Here is a 24,838-nt window from a genome sequence, read left to right on the forward strand (position 1 = left end):
AAGCAGACACGGCCGGCACTGGCACCGAGGGGAAATCAAATGGCCGACCCAAAAATCTATCGCATCCACCCGGCGGTCGGCATTGCCCGGCTCGGCGACAGCCCCGAAGCCTTCTGCATCTCGCCGGAGAAGCCGGCGCAGCTGCCGATCGAGTGCGACGCCAACGGCAATGCCGCCAAGGGCGACGCGCCGATCAAGCATTTCAAGGACAATAAGGGCCGCATCAAGCGCCAGGCGGCGCGTTTCCAGATCTTCGTGTATGACGAAGCCAACCCCGACGGCGTCGCGCTGAAGATCGGCGACCCTGTCGAGGGTGGCGGCAATCGCGGCAAGCTGGTCGACATCCAGTGGCGCGTGCAGCTCGCCAACAAGAAGGCGGCCTGGTTCACCTTCGATGGCTTGCGCGGCGAAGCCGGCTACCCCGACGGCTCGCCGCTGCGCAACCCTGATATCACCGACCTCATCGAACGGCAGAATCTGGTCATCGACGCCGGCCCGCAGGCGGTGGACTGTTCCACCGCGCGGCGCAAGGCGAGTTTTGGGCGCAAAACCAATCCGGCCTATGCCGTCACCTTCCCGCCGACCGGAATGGCGCCGAACGACATCGACACGCTGGGCGACATGATGACCGACGATGACGGGCGACTGCTGGTGCTCGGCGGGCACGGCAACAGCGGCTCGTTTCTTTCAGGCTTCGGTCATCCGCGCATTGAGACCTACGCCAACAGCGACGGCTGGTTCGACGACATATCCGACGGGCCGGTGATGGCGCGGCTGGTGATGATGGAGGAGCGCGTCCAGAAGCTGCGCTACATTGATGTCGAATATCCGGCTTGGGTGCTGGTCGGCTACCCCCGTTACGCGCCGGAAGTGCTCGACATGATCACGCTGGAAGACGTGGTCGAAGACATGTCGGTCCGCGAATTCGCCTATCGCACCGACATGTTCGGCACGGCCGGGACTTTCAACGCGCCGCAGAAGATCGATCCCACCGATACGGCGGCCCTGCTGCATTGGAAGGCCGGACCGGTGGAGTGGAACCCGGCCTATCGTCCTTGGTTCTGGCGCGACATCTGGCCGATCATTTTTCGCGCCGACGAATTCTCCTATTTCGCCAACATCCTCCAGCAGTCGAACTTTCCGCACAACCAGTCGAGCCGCGGCACCTTCGATCCCTATCGCCTTTGCATCCCGCCACGCATCGCGCCGCGAGGACTGGCGGCGAAGGAAGGGCGCGCCAGGGGCGATCAGGCCGGCGGACGCCTGCTCGAAGCGGCGGTGGAACCGAGCCTGATGCTGCTCGACGCAACACAGGCGCCGGGCGCGGCAAAGGACGCCGTGGTCGGCGAAGCCGGCGCCACGCTCAAGGCGGCAGCGGCGGCGTTCACCGTCGCGGTCTGCCCGCCGGAAGATGGCGAAGCGCCACGCGCCTATGCCGCGCGCTGGCAAAAGACCTTTGCCGATAATGATACGGTGGCCGATCCCGCCTATGCCGAGGCGCGCGGTGCTTTCGACGCGGCGGTCACGGGCGTGATCGAGCGCATCGCCGCGGCCGTTGCGCCACCGCCGGAGTCGATGCTGGAGCTCGCGCGCTCTTCGTCGCGGCAGGAGCCGGGCGAACCGGACAGGACCACCGATCCCGACGAGCCGATCGAGGCAGCACTTCGGCGGTTGGCGTTCGAATACCGCTCCGGCCAGCTGTTCGACCGCGCGCTTGCCGCGGCGGCAAAGGACGCCACCACCGATCCCGGCCGTTCAGCGCGGCAATATCTGTTCGATCTGCTGCGCAAGCCGGGCGAAGAGAACCTGTTCCGGCTCGAGGCCAATCCAGCGACGCGCACCTATCATCTGCCGCTGATGCCGCTGCTGGCCGGCGACAATCCGATCACCAACAAGACGGTGAGCAAATTCCTGCGGCTGACCGACACGCAGCTGTTCCTCTTGCGGCAATGGGCGGCGGGTATTTTCATCGACGAGGTGGATGCCGGCTTCGCCCCGGCCATCGATCCTTGGCAACCCTATAAGGACTGGAATGTGCCGGGCGGCCGTGGCCTCGACCAGGGCGTGCTCTCGAACGGGCTCGGCGGCGCCTTCTGCCCGGGCGGCGAGGTGACATGGATCATCCGCAACCCGGCAATATGGCGCGAGCCCTATCGGATCAAGGCCGATCCCGAATGGTACACGTTCGCGCTGACCGCCGCCCAGGAGAACGCCAACCGCTGGGGCGCGGGCGTCAGCGAGGAGGGCTACATCGCCTACGCCTCCGATCCGCTGTCGCTGGGCAGCGATTTCGACATAGGGCTGCAGCCTGGCGACCTGACCAAGCTCAGCGGGCTGCCCTGGCAGGCCGATTTCAACGAATGCTCCACCCAGACGATCGACGTCACCTATGAGGAATGGAACGTCCTTTATCCCGACAGCGTCGGCAACACGCTGATGGCGCGCGAGCGGCGGGTATGGGAGACGCTGTGGTGGCCGGCGCATCGACCGATGCAGGTCTATTACCCCGCCGAACCCGACCCTCAGTTCCGCAACTGGGCGCGCGGCATTCCGCAGACGCTCGCGGGCGACCTCAAAATGGTGACCGAGTGGTCGAAGCTCGGCTTCATGGTGCGTAACCCCGGCGGCGGGCTCGATCAGCCCTCGCCCAGCATCAAATACATCTGCGTCGAAGATTCGGGAGAATGACGATGACCAATCCCTTTGTCGGCAACTGGACCTATCGCAGCTTCCTCAACGATCCTGACATCAGCAAGGCGGCCAACGACCTCCTATTCGGCGAAGGCACGCTGACAATCGTGGAGCAATCGCAGACCGAGCTTTCGGGAACAATCGGCGGTCCCGGATGGTCGCTCGATCTGCGCGGCAGCTTCGGCTACGGCTCGCCGATGCAGGTGCGCTTCCAGGGCAAGGGCGTGGTCGGCGGCGAGGAGTGGATCTACGATTACATAGGCTGGCTCGTTCCCGTCTGGCCGAACAGCACCGACCGGCTGGAAGTACCGGCGATCGTCGGCTCGGTGGTGCGCACCATCCCGCATTCGGGCGATGGCGGCAGCACCAACCCGGCAGGGGTGGTGGCATCCTTCTATGCCGTCAGAGCAAGCTGATTTCGTCATCATTGGTGGCGGGCCGGCGGGTGCCGCTGCGGCGCTGACTTTGCGCCGTCACGCGCCCGCACGGCGCGTGGTGCTGTTCGAGGCCGGGCGGCACGACCGGGCCAAACCAGGCGAGGTGTTGCCGGCAGTGGCGCAAGGGTTGCTGCGCCAGCTCGGGGCCTGGGAACCGTTCCTTGCCGAGAATTTTGTAGAGAGCCGCGCGGTCGTTTCAGCCTGGGCCGACGAAGCACCCAACGAACGGCCCAGCATTTTTTCCGCCCAGGGCGCCGGCTGGCAACTCGACCGGGCGCGGTTCGACCGGCTGCTGGTTGAGGCAGCAGTGGCGGCAGGCGTCGAGGTGCGGCTTGGCTGCGCGGTGCGTTCGGCGGCGCGTGACGGCCAGGGCTGGCGTCTTGAGCTCGCCGATGCAGAGATCGTCGCCGACGCCGTGGTCTGGGCGGCCGGCCGCAGCTGGCGGCTGGCGCGATCCTTCGGCGCGACGCTCAAGGTACATGCTCACCTTGCGGCCTACACACGCTTCTTCGATCACGCGCCGGGCGATTGCCGAATGGTCATCGAGGCGAGGCCCGAAGGCTGGTGGTACAGCGCCGACCTGCCCGGTGGCAGCCGGGTGGTGGCGTGCCTGACCGATCCTGATCTCGGCAGCGTGTTGCGCCACCCGAAATCCTGGTACCGCGCACTGGCGGCAACACGGTTCATCGCACCGCTGTTGCCTGATGGCGCGCGCGAAACCTCAGCGTCGGTGAAATCGGCGGGAACGGCCACCGTCGACCCGGCCGCGGGTGAGCGCTGGGTAGCGGCCGGCGACTGCCTGTTTGCCGCCGATCCGCTGTCGTCGCGCGGCATCGTGCATGCGCTGCGCTCGGGCATCCTCGCCGCCTATGCCGCTTCGGATATGATCGAGGGCCGCGACGAGCTCGCCCGCAGGCGCTACGCAATGATCGCCGCGCAAGGCTTTGCCGACTACGTCCCGGCACTGGCGGCCCACTACGCCGCCGCCGCGCGGTGGGATACGGCCTTCTGGCAGCGGCGCCAGCCCGAAAGGCATGCGATGCCCGGCACGGTCAGAGGCCGGTCCGCATCGGCCTCCTGAGAATCGAAAGCTTACCAAGCGGCGCAGCGCATCAGGCGAAGTAGCGAAGCTTGGGCAAGCCCGAGGAGATCGCCTCGGTGGTGCTGTTCCTGGCCTCCGACGCATCGAGCCTGATGACCGGCAGCATCGTCACCGCCGACGCCGGCTACACCTCGATTTGACGGCCGTCAGTGTGCCGTCGCCTTGGCGTAGCGGCCGGGCGGCTGGCCGACATGGCGGCTGAAGGCGGTGCTGAAGGTGCTGGCTGAGCCGTAGCCGACGCGCTCGGCAACCTCGGCGATGTCAATCTCCTGCCGGCGCAGCATGTCTTTGGCCAGCGCCATGCGCCAGGCCAGCAGATATTCCATCGGCGGCACGCCGACACTGCGGCTGAAGCGGTCGAAAAATGCCGACCGGGACAGCGCCGCCTCCTTTGCCAGCTCCGCCATCGTCCAGGGACGCGCCGGATCGGCATGCATCTGGCGGATGGCTTCGGCCAGCCGGACATCCCCCAGTCCGCGCAGCAGTCCGGCGGGTGCATCCGGCGTTTGTGTCAGCCGCAAGGATTCGACCAGCAGGATCTCGATCAGCCGGGTCAGCACCAGCTCGCGTCCCGACTGGCGTCGGGCGGCCTCCTCGATCAACAGCTTCACAAGGATCGACAGGCGTTCGACGCCACGGACATGGACCTGATCCGGCAGCAGTGAAACCAGCAGTCCGGAATCCTCGCTGTCGAAGATGAAGTAGCCGCCGAGGATGCGGACGCTCGGCGGCCCGTCCTGCGCGCCATGGCGAACTTCGCCTTCCGCCATCAAGGCCGCGACATGCGGATCGATCACTTCTGGAATGACGGGCTCAAACCCAGTCATGGTGAAACCCGGTGTCTTCGGCAGCAGGGTGAAATCGCCGGCCTCCAGCGTGAGCGCCTGCTGTCCGTCGACGGCCAATCGGCACGCGCCCTCGATTACGATGGCGAAGCTGGGATGGCCAAAATCACCATAGCGGACGCCCCAGCGGCCGGCACCGCTTATGCCCTTTGTGAACACGGCCCGGGGCCGGAGCAGTTCAATGATTTCGGAGAGCGGATCGACCATGGAATGGACTGTTCCAAACAGATGACCGGCCGTCAATTGTCGATAGTCTTCGTACCAACATGCCGCCGCAGCGCTCCGGTATCAGCGCCGGTCGTCGAAACCAAAGACGATCGCCTGCCGTCCCTCGGCGCTTCCCGCTTTCAGCCGCTCCAATGCGCCTGTTGCCTCGGCGAGCGTGACGCGCTGGACCTGGGCCTCGAAGGGTTGCGCCACATGCAGCTGGATCAGCTCGCGCATCTGCGCGCGCGTCCCGACACTTGTCCCTGTTATCCAGACGCCGGTTGCGGTCAGCCACTCCTGGCTGAGCGGCACCGGCTGCGGGACCATCGCCGCCGCGATGATCCGGCCGCGCGGACGGATTGCCGCGACCATGGCATCCCAGCTTGCCGGCGTCGGCGCAAAATTGATGCAGACATGGGCACGCAAAGCGGCGGGCCAGTTGCCGGCCAGTTCGGGCGAGGCAAGAAGCGTGTGCTCGGCGCCGAGGGAAGCTGCAAGACGAAGCTTGGCTTCATCCGTATCGATCGCGACGACCACTGCGCCAAGTCGCCGTGCGATCTGGATGGCATAGAGGCCCAAGCCGCCACAGCCGAAGACGGCGCAAATCTCTCCTTCCTTGACCCCTGCCCGCTGCACGGCGCCAAAGGCGGTCAGGCCCGCGCACATCAGTGGCGCCAGCACCGCCGCATCGCCCTCCTCCGGCAGTCGCGCGGCAAAGCGTGCATCGGCAACGACATATTCGGCGAAGGTGCCTGCAACATCGAAGCCGTGCGCGCGCTGGTGCTGACAGAAAGACTCCATTTCGGCGTGGCACTCGTCGCAGTCGCCGCAGGTGTCGTGAAGCCAGGCGACGCCGGCACGCTCGCCCAGGCGCCAATCCGAAACGCCGGCGCCGAGGTCCACCACCCTGCCGACGCCCTCGTGGCCGAGGATAGAAGTCGACTGCCCCGATGCCGGCCGCACATGACCTTGCCAGACATGCACATCGGTATGGCATATGCCGCTCGCTTCCAGGCGAACCAGTATTTCTCCCGGACCAGGTTCGGGCCGCGGCATAGTCATGACGCGCAGCGGCTGACCTGCACTCTCCAGCACGGCTGCGAGCATGCTCTCACTCATCTAGAGACCCAGCGCGCTTTTCATGACCGGCAGGCCTGGCTGACCGTCAAGGGTCGAGACGCCATCCAGCCATTTCGCCAGCTTGTCGGGGTTGCGCTTGATCATCTCGCGGGCGGCTTCGTCGGCGGACTTTCCCTCCCCCAGGATCATGCGCATGCCGTAGTTTTCATAGGTGAGATCGAAGGCCAGGTTGGCAAACAGCTTGGCCGCGTTGGGGCATTCCGCCGAAAAGCCCTTGCGGGCGATGGTGCGCACCGTGGCGCCACCGAAGTTCGGCCCGAACTCGATGTCCCCACCCGACAAATAGGTGATCTTGTAGTCGAGATTCATCGGATGCGGCTCCCAACCAAGGAACACGACCCAGCCCTTGTCCGCCACCGAGTTCGCGACCTGCGTCAGCATTGCCGCCTCGCTGGACTCGATAATCTGCCAGTCGCCGAGCCCATGGCGGTTGGCCGCCACCATGTCGACCAGCGGCTTGTTCGAACCCGCCTCGATGCCATAGATCTTGCTGCCGAACTTGTCGGCGTGGGCGGCGAGATCATCGAAGCTCTTGATCCCTTGGTCCGCAACATATTGCGGGACGGCGAGCGTGTATTTGGCGCCCTCCAGATTCACGCCCAACACTTCGACCGATCCCTCGTCGAAATAGGATTTGTATTCCTCGTCCTGGACCGGCCGCCAGTTGCCGAGGAACACATCCATGTCGTTCTCCTTCAGCGCCGAATAGGCGACGCCAAGGCCGAGCAAGGTCTGCGAGGCGTCGTAACCGAGGGCATCGAGGATGACCTCGGCAGTGGTGTTGGTGAGCGCGATATCGGTCCAGCCAAGGTCCGCCATGCGGACCTTCTGGCACTGTGCCGCGTCGGCGGCCATGGCGGGTGAAGCGATCAACCCCGAAATCAAGGCAAAGATGACTGTCGTACGCATTGTGGTTCCCCATTTTCTTGATGAGACGACTGCCAGCCAACGCTATGGCGTTTGCGCTGTATGTCAATATAGAATCTTGTATGAGCGTACAAAAATCTTATTTGCTAGAAAGGGAAATGGCGACTCAGGGCAAGCGAACCAGAATCGAGGACATACGGCGCGTCGAGCTGATCGCGGCCGCGCATCGCGTATTCCTCGAGCATGGGCTGCAAGGCATGACCTCGGCCCGCATATGCCGCGAGGCCGGCATGTCTCCGGGCATTCTCGCCTATTATTTCAAGGGCAAGGACGAAGTCCTATTCGGCATGGTGCGCTACAATAACCGGCTGCTGATGGAAGATGTCATCGCGCGGCTCGCTGCAGCGCGAACCAATTGGGCGCGGCTGGAAGCGGTCGTCGAGGGCAACTTTCCCGCACAGGCTTTCACCCGTCCCATCGCCAGCGCCTGGATATCCGTCTGCGCCGAAGCCGGCGTAAACGAGCAATATGCCCGGCTCCAGCGCGTGTTCCACCGTCGGCTGCGCTCCAACCTCGCTTCGGTGTTTGGCGGCATGTTCGATGCGGGGCGCCTGCACGAGGCGAGCCTGATCATCGCTGCCCTGCTCGACGGACTTTGGCTGCGCAAGGCGGTTGCCGACGATATCGGACGCGACGAGGCCATCACCCTGGTGTTTCGGGGGATTCGCTCTTTGGTGAGCGACAAGGAAGAGAAGCTTCTGCGTTCAGACCGAGAACCCAAGCGAGCGGCTGCCCGGCGAAGGCAGCAATGAGCCCCTGCCGCACCTGGCGACAATGTTCGCCGGCGCGGCAGACATGGCGGCGGAACTAGGCAGCCACAGCATGGCGCGCCTGGCTCAATGCCACCGCGTCGGGTCCGGCGGGGAAGCTGATTGTCGCGGTGTCATCATGCGCTATCTGCCAGACAACCTCGGCGACGTCTTCGGGCACGGTGTGCGCCGTCGGCCGGGTCATCTCTGCGAAGATCTCGCCGGCATAGCCGGCATAGGCTTCGGGGATGAAGCGTTTGATGCAGGATGCCGCATCGCGCGAGAAAGCGGTCGTCGGCCCGTAGCCCGGCTGGACCATCTTCACGCGAATGCCGAAATGATTGAGCTCGTTGGCTAGCGACGCGGTAAAGCCGTCAATGGCCATCTTGCTGGCGGTGTAGATGGCAACCAGCGGCATCGGCGCCAGCACGGCGCTTGAGGTGACATTGATGAGCGTGCCCGAGCGGCGGGCGCGGAACTGCGGGATCACCGCCTGGGTCATGGCCATGACGCCGAACGTGTTGGTTTCAAAGACCTGGCGCGCGATATCGATCGGCGTCGCCTCGAAGGCGCCGAACATGCCAATGCCGGCATTGTTGACCAGCACATCGATCGGCCCGGCCGCTTCGACCGCGGCCTTGATGCTGTCGGCATTGGTGACGTCGAGCGGCACGATATGGATGCGGTCGGATTTGGGCAGGATATCCTCACGCGGCGTGCGCATGGCGGCGATGACGTTCCAGCCTTTGGCGTGGAAAAGCCTGGCGGTTTCGAGGCCGTAGCCCGACGAGGTTCCAGTGATGAAAGCGGTCTTCATGGCAATCTCCTTCGTTGTGGATGATGCCAAGATAGCCGTTCAAATCCGGACTATATATAATCGCAAGTCCGCGACTCGTTTGCATAAGTCCAAATCGCGCGATTGGACGGGCGAGATCGATAAGGTCCGACAGCTCGCGATGATTTTTCTAATTACACGAAGGCGCGTCCCGCCGGGTCAATAGCCCAGGCCATCGATCCACTTGGCGTCCGGCACGACCACCAGCTTGCCAACAAAATCCTTGGCGATGAAGTCAGCCTGCGCCTTGTGGAAATCGGACAGTTTGTAGACGCCGCCAACCAGCGGCCGGATTTTCTTGGCCTCGATGTATCCAACGATGCGGCGGAAGTCGGCACGCGTGCCCTGGCTAGAGCCGTGCAGTTGCAGCTGCTTCAGATACATGGTCCGGAGATCGAGCTGCACGACCGGGCCGGCGATCGCGCCGGCGGTCGTGTAGCGGCCTTCGGGTCGCAGAATGCGAAGCAAGTCGTTGAAGATCGCACCGCCGACGAGATCGGCGACCACGTCGATCGGCTGGCCACCGGTCGCTTCGCTGACAGCGGCTGGCAGGTCGGCAACGCCTCGGGTGATAACAGCCTCGGCGCCGATGTCGCGCACCGCTTGTTCCTTGCCCTTACCGACGACCGCATAGGGAATGGTGCCGCGCGCCCGCGCCAGCTGCACAATGCCGGAACCGACGCCGCCTGAGGCACCGGTGACCAGCACCCGCTCGCCGGCTTTGAGCCCCGCCCGCTCCAGCATCTGCTCGCCGGTGAGGTAAGCGCAGCAGAAGGTGGCGAGTTCGACATCGCTCATGTCGGTGTCAACGACATGTGCGTTCTGCGCCGGTACGGTCTGATACTCGGCGTACCCGCCGTCGCGGCCATGGCCCATATAGTCGATGTCGGCGAGCGAATCGTCGTCGCGGTTGTAGATGGAGAAATCGACCATCACCCGCTCACCGATACGGTCCGGCGAAACGCCTTCACCGACGGCAGCGATGGTGCCGACCGTGTCGGTGCCCTGGATGCGCGGGAAAGCAAGTGTGTTGCCTTGCCGCCGCCAGGTCGACACGGCGGCAGCGTCCTCTTCGGTGCCATAGGCGCCTTGGCGCACCCAGACATCGGTGTTGTTCATGCCGCAGGCGCTGACCTTGACCAGCACTTCACCCGGGGCGGGCGCAGGCACTTTCACATCGGTGCGATAGACGAGTTTCTCCGGCCCGCCGTGCCCTGTCAGCAGGACGGCGGCCATGGTGGCGGGTAGGGTCTTGGTCATGGCATTCATGAATCGATCTCAGAGATTGGCAAACACGCTGTTGACGGCATCGGCGGTTTTCGAGACGACAATGTCGGCTTCCTCACGCGTGAGACAAAGCGGCGGCGCGAAGCCGAGAATGTCGCCCTGCGGCATGGCGCGGCCGATGACGCCGCTGGCGGCAAGCGCCGTCGCCACTTGCGGTCCGATCTTCTGCGAGGCGTCGAAGAATACGCGGTCGTCCTTGTCGGCGACGAACTCGACTGCCGCCAACATGCCGTCGCCGCGCACATCGCCGACATTTTTGTGCCCGCCGACGGCCTTGGCGAGCTCGGCGCGGAAGTAGGCGCCGGTCTCGCCGGCATTTGTCACCAGGTCCATCTCGTCGATCAGTTCGAGGTTGGCGACACCTGCGGCAACGCAGATTGGATGCGCGGCATAGGTCCAGCCATGGCCGAGCGAGCCGAGCTTGTCGGACCCCTGCACCAGCACCTGCCACATCTTGTCGGCGACGATGACGCCCGACAGCGGCGCATAGGCCGAGGTCAGGCCCTTGGCGATGGTGATCAGGTCCGGCTTGATGCCGTAATGGTCGGAGCCGAACATGGTGCCGAGACGGCCGAAGCCCGTCACCACCTCGTCGGCGACCAGCAGCACGTCATACTTCTTCAGCACGGTCTGGATCTTTTCCCAGTAGCCGGCGGGCGGCGGCACGATGCCGCCGGTGCCGAGGATCGGCTCGCCGATGAAGGCGGCGACCGTTTCGGGGCCTTCGGCCAGGATCATTTCCTCCAGCTTGTCGGCGCAATGTTGCGAAAACTGCTCCTCGCTCATCGAACGGTCGGCGCGGCGGAAATAGTAGGGCGCCTCGGTGTGCAGGACCGGCGCGCGCGGCAGGTCGAAGGCGTTGTGGAACAGGTCGAGCCCGGTCAGCGATCCCGTCATGACACCCGAGCCATGATAGCCACGCCAGCGCGAGATGATCTTCTTCTTCTCCGGGCGGCCCAACACGTTGTTGTAGTACCAGATCAGCTTGATGTTGGTTTCGTTGGCGTCCGAACCCGACAGCCCGAAATAGACACGGCTCATGCCCTTCGGCGCACGGTCGATGATCATCTTGGCCAGTGTGATCGACGCTTCGGTGCCGTGGCCGACATAGGCGTGGTAGTAAGCGAGGTTCTTGGCCTGGGTGGCGATCGCATCGGCGATCTTCTGGCGGCCATAACCGACATTGACGCAATAGAGCCCGGCAAAGGCATCGATGCTCTTCTTGCCATTGTTGTCCCAGACGGTGACGCCTTCGCCGCCGGCCATGATGCGGGTCGGTGATTCACCTCGCGCGTGCGTGCCCATATGGGTCGAGGGGTGGAAGAAGTGGTCGCGATCCCAGGCGTTGAGTTCGTTGGACTGGTCGAGCATTTTTGGACTCCTTGAGCGATAGCCGGACGGACTTATGCGACGTCCAGGCAGAGATATTTGAGATCGGTGAAAGCTTCGAGCCCGTGGCGCGAACCTTCGCGGCCGATGCCGGACTGCTTGACGCCGCCGAACGGGATCGGCGCGCCGGTGATCTTGACGCGGTTGATGGCGACCATGCCGTAGTCGAGGGCCCGACCCATGCGCTGCTGGCGGGCGCCGTTCTCGGTGACGACATAGGCGACGAGGCCGTACTCCGTGGCATTGGCGCGGGCGACCACCTCGTCCTCGCTGTCGAAGGGCGTCACCGCGGCGACCGGCCCAAACGTTTCCTCGCGCATGATCAGCGCTTCGTCGCTGACGTCGGCCAGCAATGTCGGCTGGTAGAACAGCGGCCCGGCCTGATGCCGCTTGCCGCCTGTGAGGCAGCGCGCGCCATATGCGATGGCATTGGCGACCTGTTCTTCGACCTTGGTGACAGCGCGCTCATGCATCAGCGGCCCGATGTCGGTCGTAGCGGCAAGGCCGTTGCCGGTCCGCAGCGCCTCGATGCGCTTTGCGAAGGCGGCGCAGAAGCGATCGTAGATCGGGCGCTGGACATAGATACGGTTGGCTGCGAGGCAATCCTGTCCCGACGTGGCGAATTTGGCATCGATGGCGATGTTCACTGCCTTGTCGAGATCGGCATCGGCAAAGACGATCAGCGGTGCGTGGCCGCCGAGTTCCATCACCAGCCGCTTCATCGTCGGCGCGCTTTGCGCGGCGATCAGTCGGCCGATCTCGGTCGAACCGGTAAAACTCATGGCGCGGACGCGCGCATCCTCGCACATCCGGCCGACAATCGTCGCCGCCTTGCCGGTGATGACGTTGAAGACGCCGGCGGGCAGGCCGGCACGCTCGCCAAGTTCAGCCAGCGCCAGCGCCGACAGCGGTGTCTCCGATGACGGATGCGCGATGACGGTGCAGCCGGCGGCAAGGGCGGCGGCGGCCTTGCGGGTCAGCATCGCCGACGGAAAATTCCACGGCGTGACGACGCCGACAACGCCAAGCGGCTCGCGCCGCACCATCATTTCCGCGTTGCGCAGATGGCTGGTGACGCTCTCGGCGTTGAGGCGCTTTGCTTCTTCGGCATACCACTCGACGAAGGACGCAGCATAGTCGATCTCGCCGAGCGACTCCTGCAGCGGCTTGCCCTGTTCCAGCGTCATCAGCAGAGCGAGATCGTCTTTCGCGGCGATGATCAGCTCGAACCATTTTCGCAGAATCTTGGACCGCTCCTGCGGCAACAGCGAACGCCAGGCCGGGAAGGCGCGCGCGGCGGCATCGATCGCCTTGGTCGTCTGGTGCGCATCAAGGGCGGCGACGAACGCAACCGTGCTGCCGGTCGCCGGATCGGTCACCTCGAAACTTTCGGCCGCTTCGCTCGCCATCCAGTGCCCATCGACATAGGCAAGCTCGCGTAGCAGCCGGCGATCGGTGAGCCGGTCGAGCGCTTCATGGCGATGCGAGCGGGCGAAATGCGCGGACATGGTCGAGGCCTCCCGGTTCGGACGATGCGGGAAGACTATCTGCCGTCAGCAGACAGAGAGGCTGTTTGCACGCCTTGAAGGAGAGAGACTCTCTCTATTGCGCCGTCGCGGCAGACAATCTCTCCGGCTTCACGACGATGCTGGCAGCAGGTCGGCCACCGGGAGAATGATTTCATCCTTCACCGTCTTGGTGACGATGTAGGTGAAGTAGCGGTCGATGCCAATCTCGCGCTCGAGCAAGCCGTCGACCAGCCGCTGATAGGCGTCGATGTCGCGCGCCATCACCTTCAAGACATAGTCGACGCCGCCACCCACAGACCAGCAAGCGACGATTTCCGGGATGTCGCGGATGACGCGCTCGAAACGGTCGAAATCGGCCTGGCGATGGCTGGCCAGCGTCACCTCCATCAGCACGGTGGCGACCGGCGCCACGACACGCATGGCGATCCTTGCGTGATAGCCCGAGACGATGCCGGCCTTCTCCAGCTTGCGCAGCCGCATCCAGCACGGCGTCGGCGACAGGCCGACCTGTTCGGCCAGCGCCAGCTTGGTGATGCGCCCGTCGCGCTGGATGGCGTCGAGGATTTTGAGGTCGATCGCGTCGAGTTTCGCTGATGTCATCGGCGTCCACTTTTTGTCGGCATCACCATGACGGCGCATTATTTCGATTGTCAATTGCACTGATTTCGATCCTAATAAGTCATGACATTGTGGCAACCCGATCCCGCGCTCCTTCGCCGGCCAGCCTATCAATCGCTGGCCGACCAGTTCGCGCGTGCCATCCATGACGGGCGGCTGGCCAATGGCGCGCGGCTGCCGACGCATCGCCGGCTGGCCGACGATCTGAAACTGTCGGTGCAGACGGTGAGCCGTGCGTATGAGGAACTTATCCGGCGCGGTCTGATTTCGGGCGAGATCGGCCGCGGCAGCTTCGTCCAGACGCAGCGCCGCGAACCGGAGCCGCCTTATCTGCCCGAACGCCTCGGCGAGGTCATCGATCTCTCGATCCTGAAGCCGGTCTGCGAGCCGATGCATCTGGAGCGGCTGAAGCAGGCGCTGGGCTGGCTGGCCGAAAACCTGCCGTCGAGCTCGGCGCTGTCGTTCCGGCCCAACATGGTGTTTCCGCGCCACCGCGCAGTGGCGGTGGAGTGGTTGAAACTGTGTGGGCTGGATATCTCTGCGCAGAACATCAGCCTGACCAACGGCGCCACCGCCGGGATGACTGTGGCGCTGATGAGTGTCGCGCCGCCGGGCTCGACCGTCGCCACCGAGGCCATCGGCCACCACACGCTGGTGCCGTTGGCGCGCTATCTCGGCTTCAACCTCGAAGGCTTGCCGATCGACGGCAACGGCCTGATCCCTGAAGCGCTCGACGAGGCCTGCCAGCTCACCGACATTCGCGCGGTATTCGTGCAACCTTCGGTGATCAATCCGACGGCGACGTTGATGGATGCGAGGCGGCGCGAAGAGATCGCCGCGGTCGCGCGCAAGCACGACATCGCCATCATCGAGAACGATGTGCTGGGTCCGCTGGTTGAAGATCGGCCGCCACCGGTTGCTGCCTTTGCGCCGGAGCGCACGCTCTACGTGACGTCCTTCACCAAGATCACCGTGCCTGGCCTGCGCATCGGCTACCTCGCGGCGCCCGACCGCTATGTCGCGGCGGTGGCCAACCGGCATCTGGTGTCCAACTGGATGGCGACGCCGTTGGTGGCCGAGATTGCCACCAAATGGGTCACCGACGGCACCGCGATGGAGCTCGTGCGCTGGCAGCGCGCTGCCTTGCGGCGGCGCCAGGACATCGCAGCCGAAGTGTTGGCCGGTGTCGACTACCGTGCCCGGCGCGACGGGCTGCATGTCTGGCTGCAGCTGCCCGCCGACCGTGCCGAAGAGAGCTTCGTCGCCCAGGCCCGTCTGCAAGGCGTGGCGATCGCGCCCGGCACGTCCTTCCGCATCTCGGATGCGCCATGGCATCCGGCGGTGCGCATTTCACTGGGCTCGACCACCGAGGGGGAACTGCGCGCCGGCCTTGGCGTTGTCACCAAGCTGCTGCTTGGCGATCCGGAGCATTTGCTGCTCGCGATCTGAGCGGAAATTGCCCTGAAATTGTGCGACCTCGGAAATATTGTCATGATTTTATTTTCCCAATTGACATGATTTGGCGCGTTCCGCATCGTTAAGGGCACAGGCTTCTCCAGCAGGGGAAATTCATTTGTCCACACCCATCATCAAGGTCGACGCCATTTCGAAGAGCTTCGGCTCGTTCAAGGTGCTCGACGGCCTGTCGATGCAGGTCATGCCCGGCGAGAAGCTGGCGCTGATCGGCCCGTCCGGCTCGGGCAAGACGACAATCCTGCGCATCCTGATGACGCTGGAGAAGATCGATGGCGGCCATATCCAGATCGATGGCGAACAGCTCTACCACATGGAGCGCAACGGACAGTTGCTGCCCGCCGACGAGCGGCATTTGACCAAGATGCGCCAGAAGATCGGCATGGTCTTCCAGCTGTTCAATCTCTTCCCGCACAAATGCGTCATGGACAATGTCACGCTGGCGCCGATGCTGACCAAGGGCACGCCGCGCGCCGCTGCCGAGAAGCGGGCGATGGAACTGCTCGACATGGTCGGCATGGCCGACAAGGCGAAGTCGATGCCGGCGCAATTGTCCGGCGGCCAGAAGCAGCGCGTGGCGATTGCCCGCGCCTTGGCGCTGTCGCCGAAGATCATGCTGTTCGACGAGGTGACTTCGGCGCTCGATCCGGAACTGGTCGAGGAGGTGCTCAACGTCATGCGCAAGCTCGCCGCCGAGACCGACATGACCATGCTGCTGGTCACCCACGAGATGGGCTTTGCCCATGACTTCGCCGACCGGGTGCTGTTTTTCGACCGCGGCAGGATCGTCGAGGAAGGCAAGCCCGACGAGATTTTCCGCCATCCCAAGCAGGAGCGCACGCAAGGCTTCCTGAAGAAGATCATCGCGGCCGGACATCGTGTCTGACCGCTTTGCCGAGGCGACGCAGTCGTCCCGAAACGACAAAACCAAGAAGACAACAAGGAGTTGGGAACAATGAAGAAACTTGGCATTCTGGCCGGCGTTGCCGGTCTCGCACTGACGGCGGTTCTGGCCGCTTCAAGCACCGGTTCGGCTGATGACAGCAAGCTCGAGCAGCTTAAGGCACAGGGCTTTGCCCGCGTTGCGATCGCCAATGAGCCGCCCTATACGGCGGTCGCCGCCGACGGCAAGGTCTCGGGTGCGGCGCCGGATGTGGCGCGCGAGGTCTTCAAGCGTCTCGGCGTTGGCGACATCGTCGCGTCGATCTCGGAGTATGGCGCGATGATCCCCGGCCTGCAGGCCGGCCGCTTCGACGTCGTCACCGCCGGCCTGTTCATGAAGCCGGAGCGCTGCGCGGCGGTCGTCTATTCGGAACCGGTGCTGTGCGACGCCGAGGCGATGCTGGTGAAGAAGGGCAATCCGAAGGGCTTCAAGAGCTACGAGGACGTCGCCAAGGACACGTCAGCCACGATCGGTGCGCCCGGTGGCGGCACCGAAGAGAAGCTGGCGCTCAACGCCGGTGTGCCGCGCGAGCGCGTCATCGTCGTTCCGGACGGCCAGAGCGGTCTGAAGATGCTGCAGGATGGCCGCATCGACGCCTACTCGCTGCCCGTCCTGTCGATCAATGACCTGGTCAAGAAGGCCAACGACCCGAACCTCGAAGTTATTGCACCGGTCCAGGGCGCGCCGGTCTATTGCGACGGCGCCGCCTTCAAGAAGGGCGACGAGGCCTTGCGCGATGCCTTCGACGTCGAGCTCGCCAAGATGAAGAAATCCGGCGAGTTCGCCAAGATCATCGAACCCTATGGCTTCTCGGCGGCGGCAGCGATGTCGACGACCCGCGACAAGCTCTGCGCCGCGAAGTAGCACTCACTTTCTACCTTCTCCCCGTTCACGGGGAGAAGGTGGCCCGAAGGGCCGGATGAGGGGCGGCGCCAACTTCTGCGAGGCTAGCGCTGCCCCTCATCTGCCTGCCGGCATCTTCTCCCCGTGAACGGGGAGAAGGAAGCTTCGTCGCCGCCTCGCACAACCGCAAACGTGGGAAGTTTCCGATTCAATGACCCAGTGGTCCGGCTATCTCGGCCTGATATTGCAGGGAGCGCTTGTCACCATCGAGCTGACGCTGATGGGGTCGGTGCTCGCGCTGATCATGGCCTTCCTCGCCGGCATGGGGCGCGTGTCGCGCTTCTTCGCGCTGCGCTGGCTGGCGACCGTCTATATCGAATTCTTCCGCGGCACTTCGATCTTCGTGCAGCTGTTCTTTGCCTATTTCGTGTTGCCGTTGATCGGCCTCGAACTGACCCCGCTGCAAGCCGGCGTGCTGGCGCTGGGCTTGAATGTCGGCGCCTATGCGGCCGAAGTGGTGCGCGGCGCTATCCAGTCGGTCGGCCGTGAACAATACGAGGCCTGCATCGCGCTCAATCTCGGCCGCTGGCAAGGCATGCGCCACGTCATCCTGCCGCAGGCGCTGCTGATCATGCTGCCGACCTTCGGCAACAACGCCATCGAGCTGCTCAAGGCAACCTCCGTCGTGTCGCTGATCTCGCTCGCCGATCTCACCTTCCAGGCGCAGGTCGTGCGCTCGCAGACCGGCAACACGCTGGTGCCGTTCACCACCATTCTCATCATCTATTTCGCGCTGGCGCTGATCATCTCGTGGGGCGTGCGTTCTCTGGAACGCCGTATGGCGCGCGGCCTAGACGGGGTGCGCGTCTGATGGATTGGGCCCTATGATGGATTGGGATTGGAATTTCGTCTGGGAATTCATGCCGACGCTGATCCAGGGCGTGAAGATCACCATCCTGGCGACGCTGCTCGGCTCCGTGCTGGCGGCGATTGTCGGCTTGGGCATCGCCCTGGCGCGCCGCTCGCCCAACAAGGTGCTGTCGCGCACCGTCGGCTTGGCTGCCGAATTCATCCGCGGCACGCCGCTTTTGGTTCAGCTCTATTTTATTTTCTATGTGCTGCCCGATTTCGGCATCCTTTTGCCGCCGCTGGTCGCCGGCGTTATTGGGCTTGGCCTGCACTACGGCACTTACACAGCCGAAGTTTATCGCGCCGGCATCGACAACGTGCCGCGCGGTCAGTGGGAGGCGGCCAAGGCCTGCAATCTGAGCGCCACGCAGACCTGGACCAACATCATCATTCCGCAGGCGATCCCGCCGATGATCCCGGCTTTGGCCAACTATTTCATTGCCATGTTCAAGGAGACGCCGCTGCTATCGGCGATCACCGTGCTGGAGCTGATGAACCAGGCCAAGAGCGTTGCCAACACCTACTATCGCTACATCGAGCCGATTACGCTGGTGGGCGCTTTCTTCCTCGTCATCAGCCTCTTCTCGGTCGTGCTGCTGCGCTGGCTGGAACATCGCTACGGCAAGATCGAAAGGTAATTTTTTGCATGAAACCGCTGCCCGAAATCAGGCTGATGCCGACAAGGCCGGTGCTCGACGTGCGTCCGCTGGAAGCGCGCGTCGGCCTGATCATCCTTGCCACCGACCACACCAGCGAACCGGACTTCCGCCGCATGGTGGCGAGCGAGCAGGTCGGCGTCTATGTCGCGCGCATCCCCTACAAGAACCCGACGACGCCCGAGAACCTTCGCAAGATGCAGCCGGAGCTGGCGGCGGGCGCCGCCCTCATCCTGCCCGACGAGAAGCTCGACGCCATCTGCTATTCCTGCACCTCGGCCTCGGTGGTGATCGGCGATGCTGAGATCGAGGCGGCGATCCAGTCTGCCAAACCAGGTGTTCCCGTGGTCACGCCGCCGATGGCCGGCGTGCGGGGGCTGAAGGCGCTGGGCGCAAAGAAGATCAGCGTCCTCACCCCCTACACCGTCGAAACCTCCAGGCCGATGGCGGCTTACTTCGCCGCGCGTGGCTTCGAGATATTGAGCTTCACCTGCCTCGGCTTCGAGGACGACCGCGAGATGGCGCGCATTGCGCCAGCAGCGATCGTCGATCTGGCGCGGGAGGCAACGCATGCGCAGGCCGATGCACTGTTCGTGTCCTGCACCGCGCTGCGCGGTGCGCTCGCGGTTCCCGGCATGGAAGAGGCCATCGGCCGCCCGGTCGTGACCAGCAACCAGGCCAGCGCCTGGAACTGCCTGCGCCTTTTCGGTGACGAGACATCCCGTCCCGAATTCGGCCGGCTGATGACACTGCCGTTGCCGCGCGATTGACGATCATGGCGACAGTTGCCCTCAGCGATATTCGTGCCGCGCGGGAGCGCATTGCCGGCAAGATCGAGCGCACACCGACGGTGCTATCCCAGAGCCTTTCCGAGCAGCTAGGCGTCCCCGTCTACCTCAAGCTTGAGCACCGCCAGACAACCGGCAGCTTCAAATTGCGTGGCGCTTCGAACGCCGTTGCTTCGCTGAGCGCCGAGGAGAAGGCGCGCGGCGTGGTTGCGTCGTCGACCGGCAATCATGGTCGGGCGCTTGCCCATGCCGCGAAGCTGGAAGGCATGCGCGCGGTGATCTGCATGTCGCGGCTGGTGCCGCGGAACAAGCTGGACGAAATCCGTCGGCTTGGCGCGGACGTCCGCATCATCGGCAACAGCCAGGATGAGGCGCAACAGGAGGTCGAACGGCTGGTGGCGCAAGAGGGACTGGTGATGCTGCCACCCTTCGACCATCCCACCATCATAGCAGGGCAAGGCACGCTCGGGCTGGAGATGATCGAGCAGGTTCCGGACGCCGCTCTCGTTCTGGTGCAGCTCTCCGGTGGCGGGCTGGCCTCGGGCATCGCCGCCGCCCTCAAGGGCGTCAGCCCCGGGGCAAAAGTCATCGGCGTTTCGATGGCGCGCGGCGCGGCGATGAAGGCGAGCCTCGATGCCGGCCGGCCGGTCGAGGTGGAAGAATTGCCGACGCTGGCGGATTCGCTCGGCGGTGGCATCGGCCTCGACAACCGGCTGACCTTTACCATGTGCCGCGATCTGCTCGACGATGTCATCCTGCTCAGCGAGGGCGAAATCGCAGCCGGCATCCGCCACGCCTATGAACAGGAACGCGAGATCGTCGAAGGCGCCGGCGCGGTCGGCATCGCCGCGCTGCTCGCCGGCAAGGTCAAGGCGAGCGGGCCGATGGTTGTGCTGCTGTCCGGACGAAACATCGACATGAACACGCACCGCAAGGTCGTTTGCGGCGAGATAGCCGCGGAGCGCGACGCATGAGCCGGATGACGATCCTTACCCAGAAAGAACTGCGCACAATCGTGAGGCTCGATCTCGACGCTGTCGCCTGTGTCGAAAACGCTTTCCGCGCGCTCGCCACTTTGCCGGTGGCGATGCCGCCGATCCTGCGGCTGGACATTCACGAGCATCGCGGCGAGGTCGATGTGAAGTCGGCCTATGTGCCTGGCATAGATGGTTTCGCCGTCAAGATAAGTTCCGGCTTCTTCGATAATCCGAAACTCGGTCTGCCCAGCGGAGGCGGCATGATGGTGCTGCTATCGGCAAGAACCGGTGTGGTCGAGGCGCTGCTGCTCGACAATGGCTACCTCACCGATGTCCGCACCGCTGCGGCGGGCGCCGTCGCGGCGAAACATCTGTCGCGGCCGGATTCCTCTGTTGCCGCAATCTTCGGCGCCGGCGTGCAGGCTGGCCTGCAGCTCGAAGCGCTCATACTGGTGCGGCCAATTGCCGAGGCACGCATCTGGGCGCGCGATGCCGTCAAGGCGGAGGCGACTGCACGCGCCTTGCGTGAAAGGCTTGGCATCCTCGTGCGTGCCGAACCGGACGCGGCAACGGCGGTTGGCGGCGCCGACATTATCGTCACCACCACGCCGTCGACCGAGCCGCTGATCAAGGCCGGCTTTGTCGTTGCCGGTCAGCACATCACCGCCATGGGATCCGACGCCGAGCACAAGAACGAGATCGCCCCGGCGATCCTGCGCATGGCCGATCTCTATGTCGCCGACAGCGCCAAGCAAACGCGGCGTCTTGGCGAACTGCATCACGCCATCGCGGCGGGCGTGATGAGCGCTGACGCCGAGGTCACTGAGCTCGGCCAGATCATCGCCGGTGAAAAGCACGGAAGGCGCTCGGCTAGCGACATCACCATCGCCGACCTCACCGGCACCGGCGTGCAGGATACCGCGATCGCCACGCTCGCCCGCGACCGGGCGCGGGCGGCCAATGCCGGAACCATTTTCGAAAGCTGATGCTGGCCAAAGCGTGATCCGGAAAAGTGGGAACCGGTTTTCCGAAAAGATCACGCTCAAACAAAAACGACGAGCCGGTTTCAACACAGTTGAAAACAGGCTCGAGGCCCAACAAACGAGGACCTAAGAACAATGCAACCGAACCTGAAATTCTCGCGCGGCGAATTTGCGGAACGCCTCGCCAAGACTCGCCAAGCCATGGCGGCAAAGGGCGTCGACCTGTTGATCGTCAGCGACCCCTCCAACATGGCCTGGCTGACCGGCTATGACGGCTGGTCGTTCTATGTGCACCAGGCGGTCATCGTGCCGCCATCGGGCGAGCCGGTCTGGTACGGCCGCGGCCAGGATGCCAACGGCGCCAAGCGCACCGCCTATCTCGCGCATGACAACATCGTCGGCTATGCCGACCACTACGTGCAGTCGACCGAGCGCCACCCCATGGATTTTTTGGCCAGCGTGCTCAGTGATCGCGGCTGGGGGAAGCTCACCATCGGCGTCGAGATGGACAATTACTGGTTCTCGGCGGCCGCCTTCGCGTCGCTGCAGAAGCATTTGCCCAACGCCCGTTTCGTCGATGCGACCGCGCTGGTCAACTGGCAGCGCGCGGTCAAGAGCGCGACCGAAATCGATTACATGCGCAAGGCGGCGCGCATCGTCGAGGCCATGCACCAGCGCATCGTCGACAAGATAGAAGTCGGCATGCGCAAATGCGATCTCGTCGCCGAGATCTACGATGCCGGCACGCGCGGCGTCGACGGGATCGGCGGCGACTATCCGGCGATCGTGCCGCTGCTGCCGTCGGGAGCCGACGCTTCGGCACCGCACCTGACCTGGGACGACAGACCGATGAAGTCGGGCGAAGGCACCTTCTTCGAGATCGCCGGCTGCTACAACCGCTACCACTGCCCGCTGTCGCGCACCGTTTTTCTGGGCAAGCCGACGCAGGAATTCCTCGACGCCGAGAAGGCGACGCTGGAGGGCATGGAAGCAGGGCTTGCGGCTGCTAAACCCGGCAACACCTGCGAGGACATCGCCAACGCCTTCTTCGCCGTTTTGAAGAAATACGGCATCGTCAAGGACAACCGCACCGGCTATCCGATCGGCCTGTCCTATCCGCCGGATTGGGGCGAGCGCACGATGAGCCTGCGCCCCGGCGACCGCACCGAACTCAAGCCCGGCATGACCTTCCATTTTATGACCGGTCTGTGGCTGGAGACGATGGGGCTGGAGATCACCGAGTCCATCCTGATCACCGAAACCGGTGTAGAGTGCCTGGCAAATGTGCCGCGCAAACTGGTGGTGAAGAATTGAAAATGACGTCCAGTCTCCGCCCATCGCCGATCGCGCCGACCGTCGATTTCGACAAGGATGGCGTGCAACATGGCTTCCTGCGGCTGCCCTACAGCCGCGACGACTCGGCCTGGGGTTCGGTGATGATCCCGATCTGTGTCATCCGCAATGGCGCGGGGCCGACGGCGCTGCTCTCGGGCGGCAATCATGGCGACGAGTATGAGGGGCCGCTGGCGCTCTACGATCTCGCCCGCACCCTCGATCCGAAGCAAGTCAGCGGCACGGTGATCATCGTGCCGGCGATGAACTATCCGGCATTTCGTGCCGGCACGCGGACGTCGCCGATCGACAAGGGCAACATGAACCGCAGTTTTCCAGGAAGGCCGGACGGCACGGTGACCGAAAAGATCGCTGATTACTTTCAGCGCGAATTGTTGCCGCGCGCGGACCTCGTTTTCGACTTCCACTCCGGCGGCAGGACGCTCGATTTCGTGCCGTTCTGCGCCGCGCACACTGTGCCCGACAAGGCGCTGGAGCAGAAAGCCTTCGACGCGGTCGCAGCGTTCTCCGCACCGTTCTCGATGCGCATGATCGAGATCGACTCCGTCGGCATGTACGACACGGCCGCGGAGGAAATGGGCAAGGTCTTCGTCAGCACCGAGCTTGGCGGCGGCGGCACCTCGCGTGCCCAGACCGTGCGGATTGCGCGGCGTGGCATCCTCAATGTGCTGCGCCATGCCGGCATCGTTGAGGGTGCACTCGAGAAGAGCCCGACGCAATGGCTCGACATGCCGTCCGGCGATTGCTTCTCCTTCGCCGAGGAGGACGGCATGATCGAAACCATGGTCGATCTCGGCGAGCCTGTGAAAGAAGGCTCGGTGTTGGCGCGCATCCATTCCACCGGCCGCACCGGCATCGCTCCGCTGGAGATCAGGGCAAAAATGTCCGGCATGCTGGCGGCGCGGCATTTTCCGGGCCTGGTCAAAGCCGGTGACTGTGCCGCGGTGGTTGGCGCTCTGGTCTCCTGATGTTCGGAGTCAGCGAAATCAGCGGCCAGCGTGTGTGCTTACATCAGAGCGCGTCGTAAACGGCGTCGATTACACCCTTGCGGCGCGGATCGAGGTCGTCGAAACCGAGCATACGGTTGGTGACATAGCCGAACCCGACACCGGCGGCGGGATCGGCAAAGCCGATGGCGCCGCCCCAGCCGCTGTGACCGAACGTTTGCGGCGACGCGCGGCCGGCATAGGTGGGATCCTCCATCTGATAGCCGGCGGCGAAGGCTGTCGGCAACGCGAAGCTGTCGTCCATGCCGCGAATGCGAAGTCTTGCTGCTTCTTCGATTGCGGTACGGCCGATCAGAGACTTGCCCTTCCAGACGCCACCGGCCGCCATCATGCCGTAGATGCGCGCCAGTGCATGAGCGGTCGACTGGCCATTGCCGCCCGGCACCTCGGCGGCGCGCCAGGCGCGGTCGTTGGGCGCCGATGCCCGGGGTGTGGGATTGTCGCCAGCGTGGGGAAATGGCGAGGCGCGGACAAACTCGACCCAGTCCGAAGTCTTTGGACCTTCAATCATCTCGGCGACCCTGGGATCCTCGCTGGCCGGCAGACCGACATGAAAGTCGGCGCCAAGCGGGCCTGCGATCTCTTCCGCGATGAAGCGGCCAATGCTGCGTCCGTCAACCCGACGCAACACTTCGCCAGCGAGGTGGCCGTAGGTAAGGGCGTGATAGATGCAGCGGCTGCCCGGCTCCCACAAGGGCGGCATGGCCGCCAGCGCATCGACAAAGGGCGTCCACGCCAGAAGCCCTGCTTCGTCCATAGGCACGGCGAGACCGTTCAGCCCGGCCTGATGCGACATCACCTGATCGAGCGTGATGCGCTCCTTGCCGCCGGCCGCGAATTCCGGCCAGTAGCGCGCAACGGGGGCGGCATAATCGAGCTTGCCGCGCTCCACCAGCATGGCGATGGCCAAGGCCACAACGCCCTTGGTGCAGGACCAGACATTGATCAGCGTGTCCTGCCGCCACGGGCGGGTGCGCGCGGCATCAGCGTGACCTCCCCACAGATCAACGACGGTCTTGCCGCGAACCACAACCGACACGGCGCCGCCATGCTCCAGTCCCTGTGCGAAAGACCTACCAAACGCCTCGCGCACGCCGGCAAAGCGTGGATCGCAGATACCCTCAATGTTCATACGCGAATTCTCACTTGG

The 24,838-nt window shown here is 64.2% G+C and carries 23 protein-coding genes and 1 pseudogene; 15 read left to right on the forward strand and 9 right to left on the reverse strand.

From position 1 onward, the window contains the following. The first annotated feature begins 39 nt into the window (after positions 1 to 39). From AC1D1B_RS29800 to AC1D1B_RS29815, 4 genes and pseudogenes are all read left to right on the forward strand, one after another. A complete protein-coding gene (locus AC1D1B_RS29800) occupies positions 40 to 2,688 on the forward strand; it encodes a LodA/GoxA family CTQ-dependent oxidase (RefSeq protein ID WP_477336925.1) in 2,649 nt (882 codons plus the stop codon). A gap of 2 nt (positions 2,689 to 2,690) precedes the next feature. Then, positions 2,691 to 3,107: a hypothetical protein gene (locus tag AC1D1B_RS29805; RefSeq protein ID WP_477336927.1), complete on the forward strand. Its 417-nt coding sequence runs from the start codon at positions 2,691 to 2,693 to the stop codon at positions 3,105 to 3,107. Then, complete coding sequence (locus tag AC1D1B_RS29810; RefSeq protein ID WP_477336929.1) at positions 3,088 to 4,209, forward strand: NAD(P)/FAD-dependent oxidoreductase; 1,122 nt, start codon at positions 3,088 to 3,090, stop codon at positions 4,207 to 4,209. Before AC1D1B_RS29805 ends, AC1D1B_RS29810 begins: the two co-directional genes overlap by 20 nt. Before the next feature lie 50 nt (positions 4,210 to 4,259). After that, positions 4,260 to 4,370, forward strand: a pseudogene (locus AC1D1B_RS29815) (SDR family oxidoreductase); the annotation flags it as partial. Between the two features lie 6 nt (positions 4,371 to 4,376). On the opposite strand, the gene AC1D1B_RS29820 reads toward AC1D1B_RS29815, so the two are convergent. The 3 genes from AC1D1B_RS29820 to choX all read right to left on the reverse strand — a co-directional run bounded on the left by AC1D1B_RS29820 (position 4,377) and on the right by choX (position 7,331). After that, positions 4,377 to 5,282, reverse strand: coding sequence for an AraC family transcriptional regulator (locus tag AC1D1B_RS29820; protein ID WP_477336931.1), 906 nt, complete (start codon positions 5,280 to 5,282; stop codon positions 4,377 to 4,379). Between the two features lie 81 nt (positions 5,283 to 5,363). Further along, a complete protein-coding gene (locus AC1D1B_RS29825; RefSeq protein WP_477336933.1) occupies positions 5,364 to 6,401 on the reverse strand; it encodes an alcohol dehydrogenase catalytic domain-containing protein in 1,038 nt (345 codons plus the stop codon). After that, a complete protein-coding gene (gene choX, locus AC1D1B_RS29830) occupies positions 6,402 to 7,331 on the reverse strand; it encodes a choline ABC transporter substrate-binding protein (protein WP_477336935.1) in 930 nt (309 codons plus the stop codon). It abuts the gene before it with no gap. A gap of 44 nt (positions 7,332 to 7,375) precedes the next feature. Here choX and betI point away from each other — a divergent pair, with 44 nt between their 5' ends. After that, entirely contained in the window at positions 7,376 to 8,101 is a 726-nt protein-coding gene (gene betI / locus AC1D1B_RS29835) for a transcriptional regulator BetI (RefSeq protein ID WP_477336937.1), read from the forward strand. 55 nt (positions 8,102 to 8,156) lie between these two features. Here the strand turns inward: betI and AC1D1B_RS29840 are convergent, their stop codons facing one another. The 5 genes from AC1D1B_RS29840 to AC1D1B_RS29860 form a co-directional block, all read right to left on the reverse strand. Next, entirely contained in the window at positions 8,157 to 8,915 is a 759-nt protein-coding gene (locus AC1D1B_RS29840) for an SDR family oxidoreductase (RefSeq protein ID WP_477336939.1), read from the reverse strand. 177 nt (positions 8,916 to 9,092) lie between these two features. Then, complete coding sequence (locus tag AC1D1B_RS29845) at positions 9,093 to 10,202, reverse strand: alcohol dehydrogenase family protein (protein ID WP_477336941.1); 1,110 nt, start codon at positions 10,200 to 10,202, stop codon at positions 9,093 to 9,095. A 9-nt stretch (positions 10,203 to 10,211) separates the two neighbouring features. Continuing rightward, positions 10,212 to 11,591 (reverse strand): aminotransferase, encoded by a 1,380-nt coding sequence (locus AC1D1B_RS29850; protein WP_477336943.1) that lies wholly within the window; start codon positions 11,589 to 11,591, stop codon positions 10,212 to 10,214. 32 nt (positions 11,592 to 11,623) lie between these two features. Further along, positions 11,624 to 13,117, reverse strand: coding sequence for an NAD-dependent succinate-semialdehyde dehydrogenase (locus tag AC1D1B_RS29855; protein WP_477336945.1), 1,494 nt, complete (start codon positions 13,115 to 13,117; stop codon positions 11,624 to 11,626). A gap of 129 nt (positions 13,118 to 13,246) precedes the next feature. Next, on the reverse strand, positions 13,247 to 13,738 hold the full coding sequence (locus tag AC1D1B_RS29860) for an Lrp/AsnC family transcriptional regulator (protein ID WP_477336947.1): 492 nt from the start codon (positions 13,736 to 13,738) through the stop codon (positions 13,247 to 13,249). An 81-nt stretch (positions 13,739 to 13,819) separates the two neighbouring features. Between AC1D1B_RS29860 and ehuR the strand changes: the two genes are divergently transcribed. From ehuR to doeB, 10 genes are all read left to right on the forward strand, one after another. Further along, positions 13,820 to 15,205 carry a MocR-like ectoine utilization transcription factor EhuR gene (gene ehuR, locus AC1D1B_RS29865; RefSeq protein WP_477336949.1) on the forward strand — a complete coding sequence of 462 codons (1,386 nt, stop codon included), beginning with the start codon at positions 13,820 to 13,822 and terminating at the stop codon, positions 15,203 to 15,205. Between the two features lie 124 nt (positions 15,206 to 15,329). Next, positions 15,330 to 16,115, forward strand: coding sequence for an ectoine/hydroxyectoine ABC transporter ATP-binding protein EhuA (ehuA, locus tag AC1D1B_RS29870; protein WP_210285109.1), 786 nt, complete (start codon positions 15,330 to 15,332; stop codon positions 16,113 to 16,115). A 69-nt stretch (positions 16,116 to 16,184) separates the two neighbouring features. Then, positions 16,185 to 17,036, forward strand: coding sequence for an ectoine/hydroxyectoine ABC transporter substrate-binding protein EhuB (gene ehuB, locus AC1D1B_RS29875; protein WP_477336951.1), 852 nt, complete (start codon positions 16,185 to 16,187; stop codon positions 17,034 to 17,036). A gap of 190 nt (positions 17,037 to 17,226) precedes the next feature. Beyond that, positions 17,227 to 17,886, forward strand: coding sequence for an ectoine/hydroxyectoine ABC transporter permease subunit EhuC (gene ehuC / locus AC1D1B_RS29880; RefSeq protein ID WP_181061064.1), 660 nt, complete (start codon positions 17,227 to 17,229; stop codon positions 17,884 to 17,886). 16 nt (positions 17,887 to 17,902) lie between these two features. Further along, positions 17,903 to 18,562 carry an ectoine/hydroxyectoine ABC transporter permease subunit EhuD gene (ehuD, locus tag AC1D1B_RS29885; RefSeq protein ID WP_477336992.1) on the forward strand — a complete coding sequence of 220 codons (660 nt, stop codon included), beginning with the start codon at positions 17,903 to 17,905 and terminating at the stop codon, positions 18,560 to 18,562. Between the two features lie 8 nt (positions 18,563 to 18,570). Then, positions 18,571 to 19,350 carry an ectoine utilization protein EutA gene (eutA, locus tag AC1D1B_RS29890; RefSeq protein WP_477336953.1) on the forward strand — a complete coding sequence of 260 codons (780 nt, stop codon included), beginning with the start codon at positions 18,571 to 18,573 and terminating at the stop codon, positions 19,348 to 19,350. A gap of 5 nt (positions 19,351 to 19,355) precedes the next feature. Further along, the gene (eutB, locus tag AC1D1B_RS29895; RefSeq protein WP_477336955.1) at positions 19,356 to 20,342 is read left to right on the forward strand and encodes a hydroxyectoine utilization dehydratase EutB; all 987 of its coding nucleotides are present in this window, start codon (positions 19,356 to 19,358) and stop codon (positions 20,340 to 20,342) included. Continuing rightward, the gene (locus AC1D1B_RS29900) at positions 20,339 to 21,331 is read left to right on the forward strand and encodes a cyclodeaminase (RefSeq protein ID WP_477336957.1); all 993 of its coding nucleotides are present in this window, start codon (positions 20,339 to 20,341) and stop codon (positions 21,329 to 21,331) included. The genes eutB and AC1D1B_RS29900 overlap by 4 nt, the downstream gene beginning before the upstream one ends. Before the next feature lie 132 nt (positions 21,332 to 21,463). Next, a complete protein-coding gene (gene doeA, locus AC1D1B_RS29905; protein ID WP_477336959.1) occupies positions 21,464 to 22,642 on the forward strand; it encodes an ectoine hydrolase DoeA in 1,179 nt (392 codons plus the stop codon). 2 nt (positions 22,643 to 22,644) lie between these two features. Next, the gene (gene doeB, locus AC1D1B_RS29910) at positions 22,645 to 23,649 is read left to right on the forward strand and encodes a N(2)-acetyl-L-2,4-diaminobutanoate deacetylase DoeB (protein ID WP_477336961.1); all 1,005 of its coding nucleotides are present in this window, start codon (positions 22,645 to 22,647) and stop codon (positions 23,647 to 23,649) included. A 43-nt stretch (positions 23,650 to 23,692) separates the two neighbouring features. On the opposite strand, the gene AC1D1B_RS29915 is transcribed toward doeB, so the two are convergent. Continuing rightward, on the reverse strand, positions 23,693 to 24,820 hold the full coding sequence (locus AC1D1B_RS29915) for a serine hydrolase domain-containing protein (protein WP_477336963.1): 1,128 nt from the start codon (positions 24,818 to 24,820) through the stop codon (positions 23,693 to 23,695). Positions 24,821 to 24,838 lie beyond the last annotated feature (18 nt).

The organism is Mesorhizobium sp. P2_C5_2 (genome assembly GCF_056404535.1).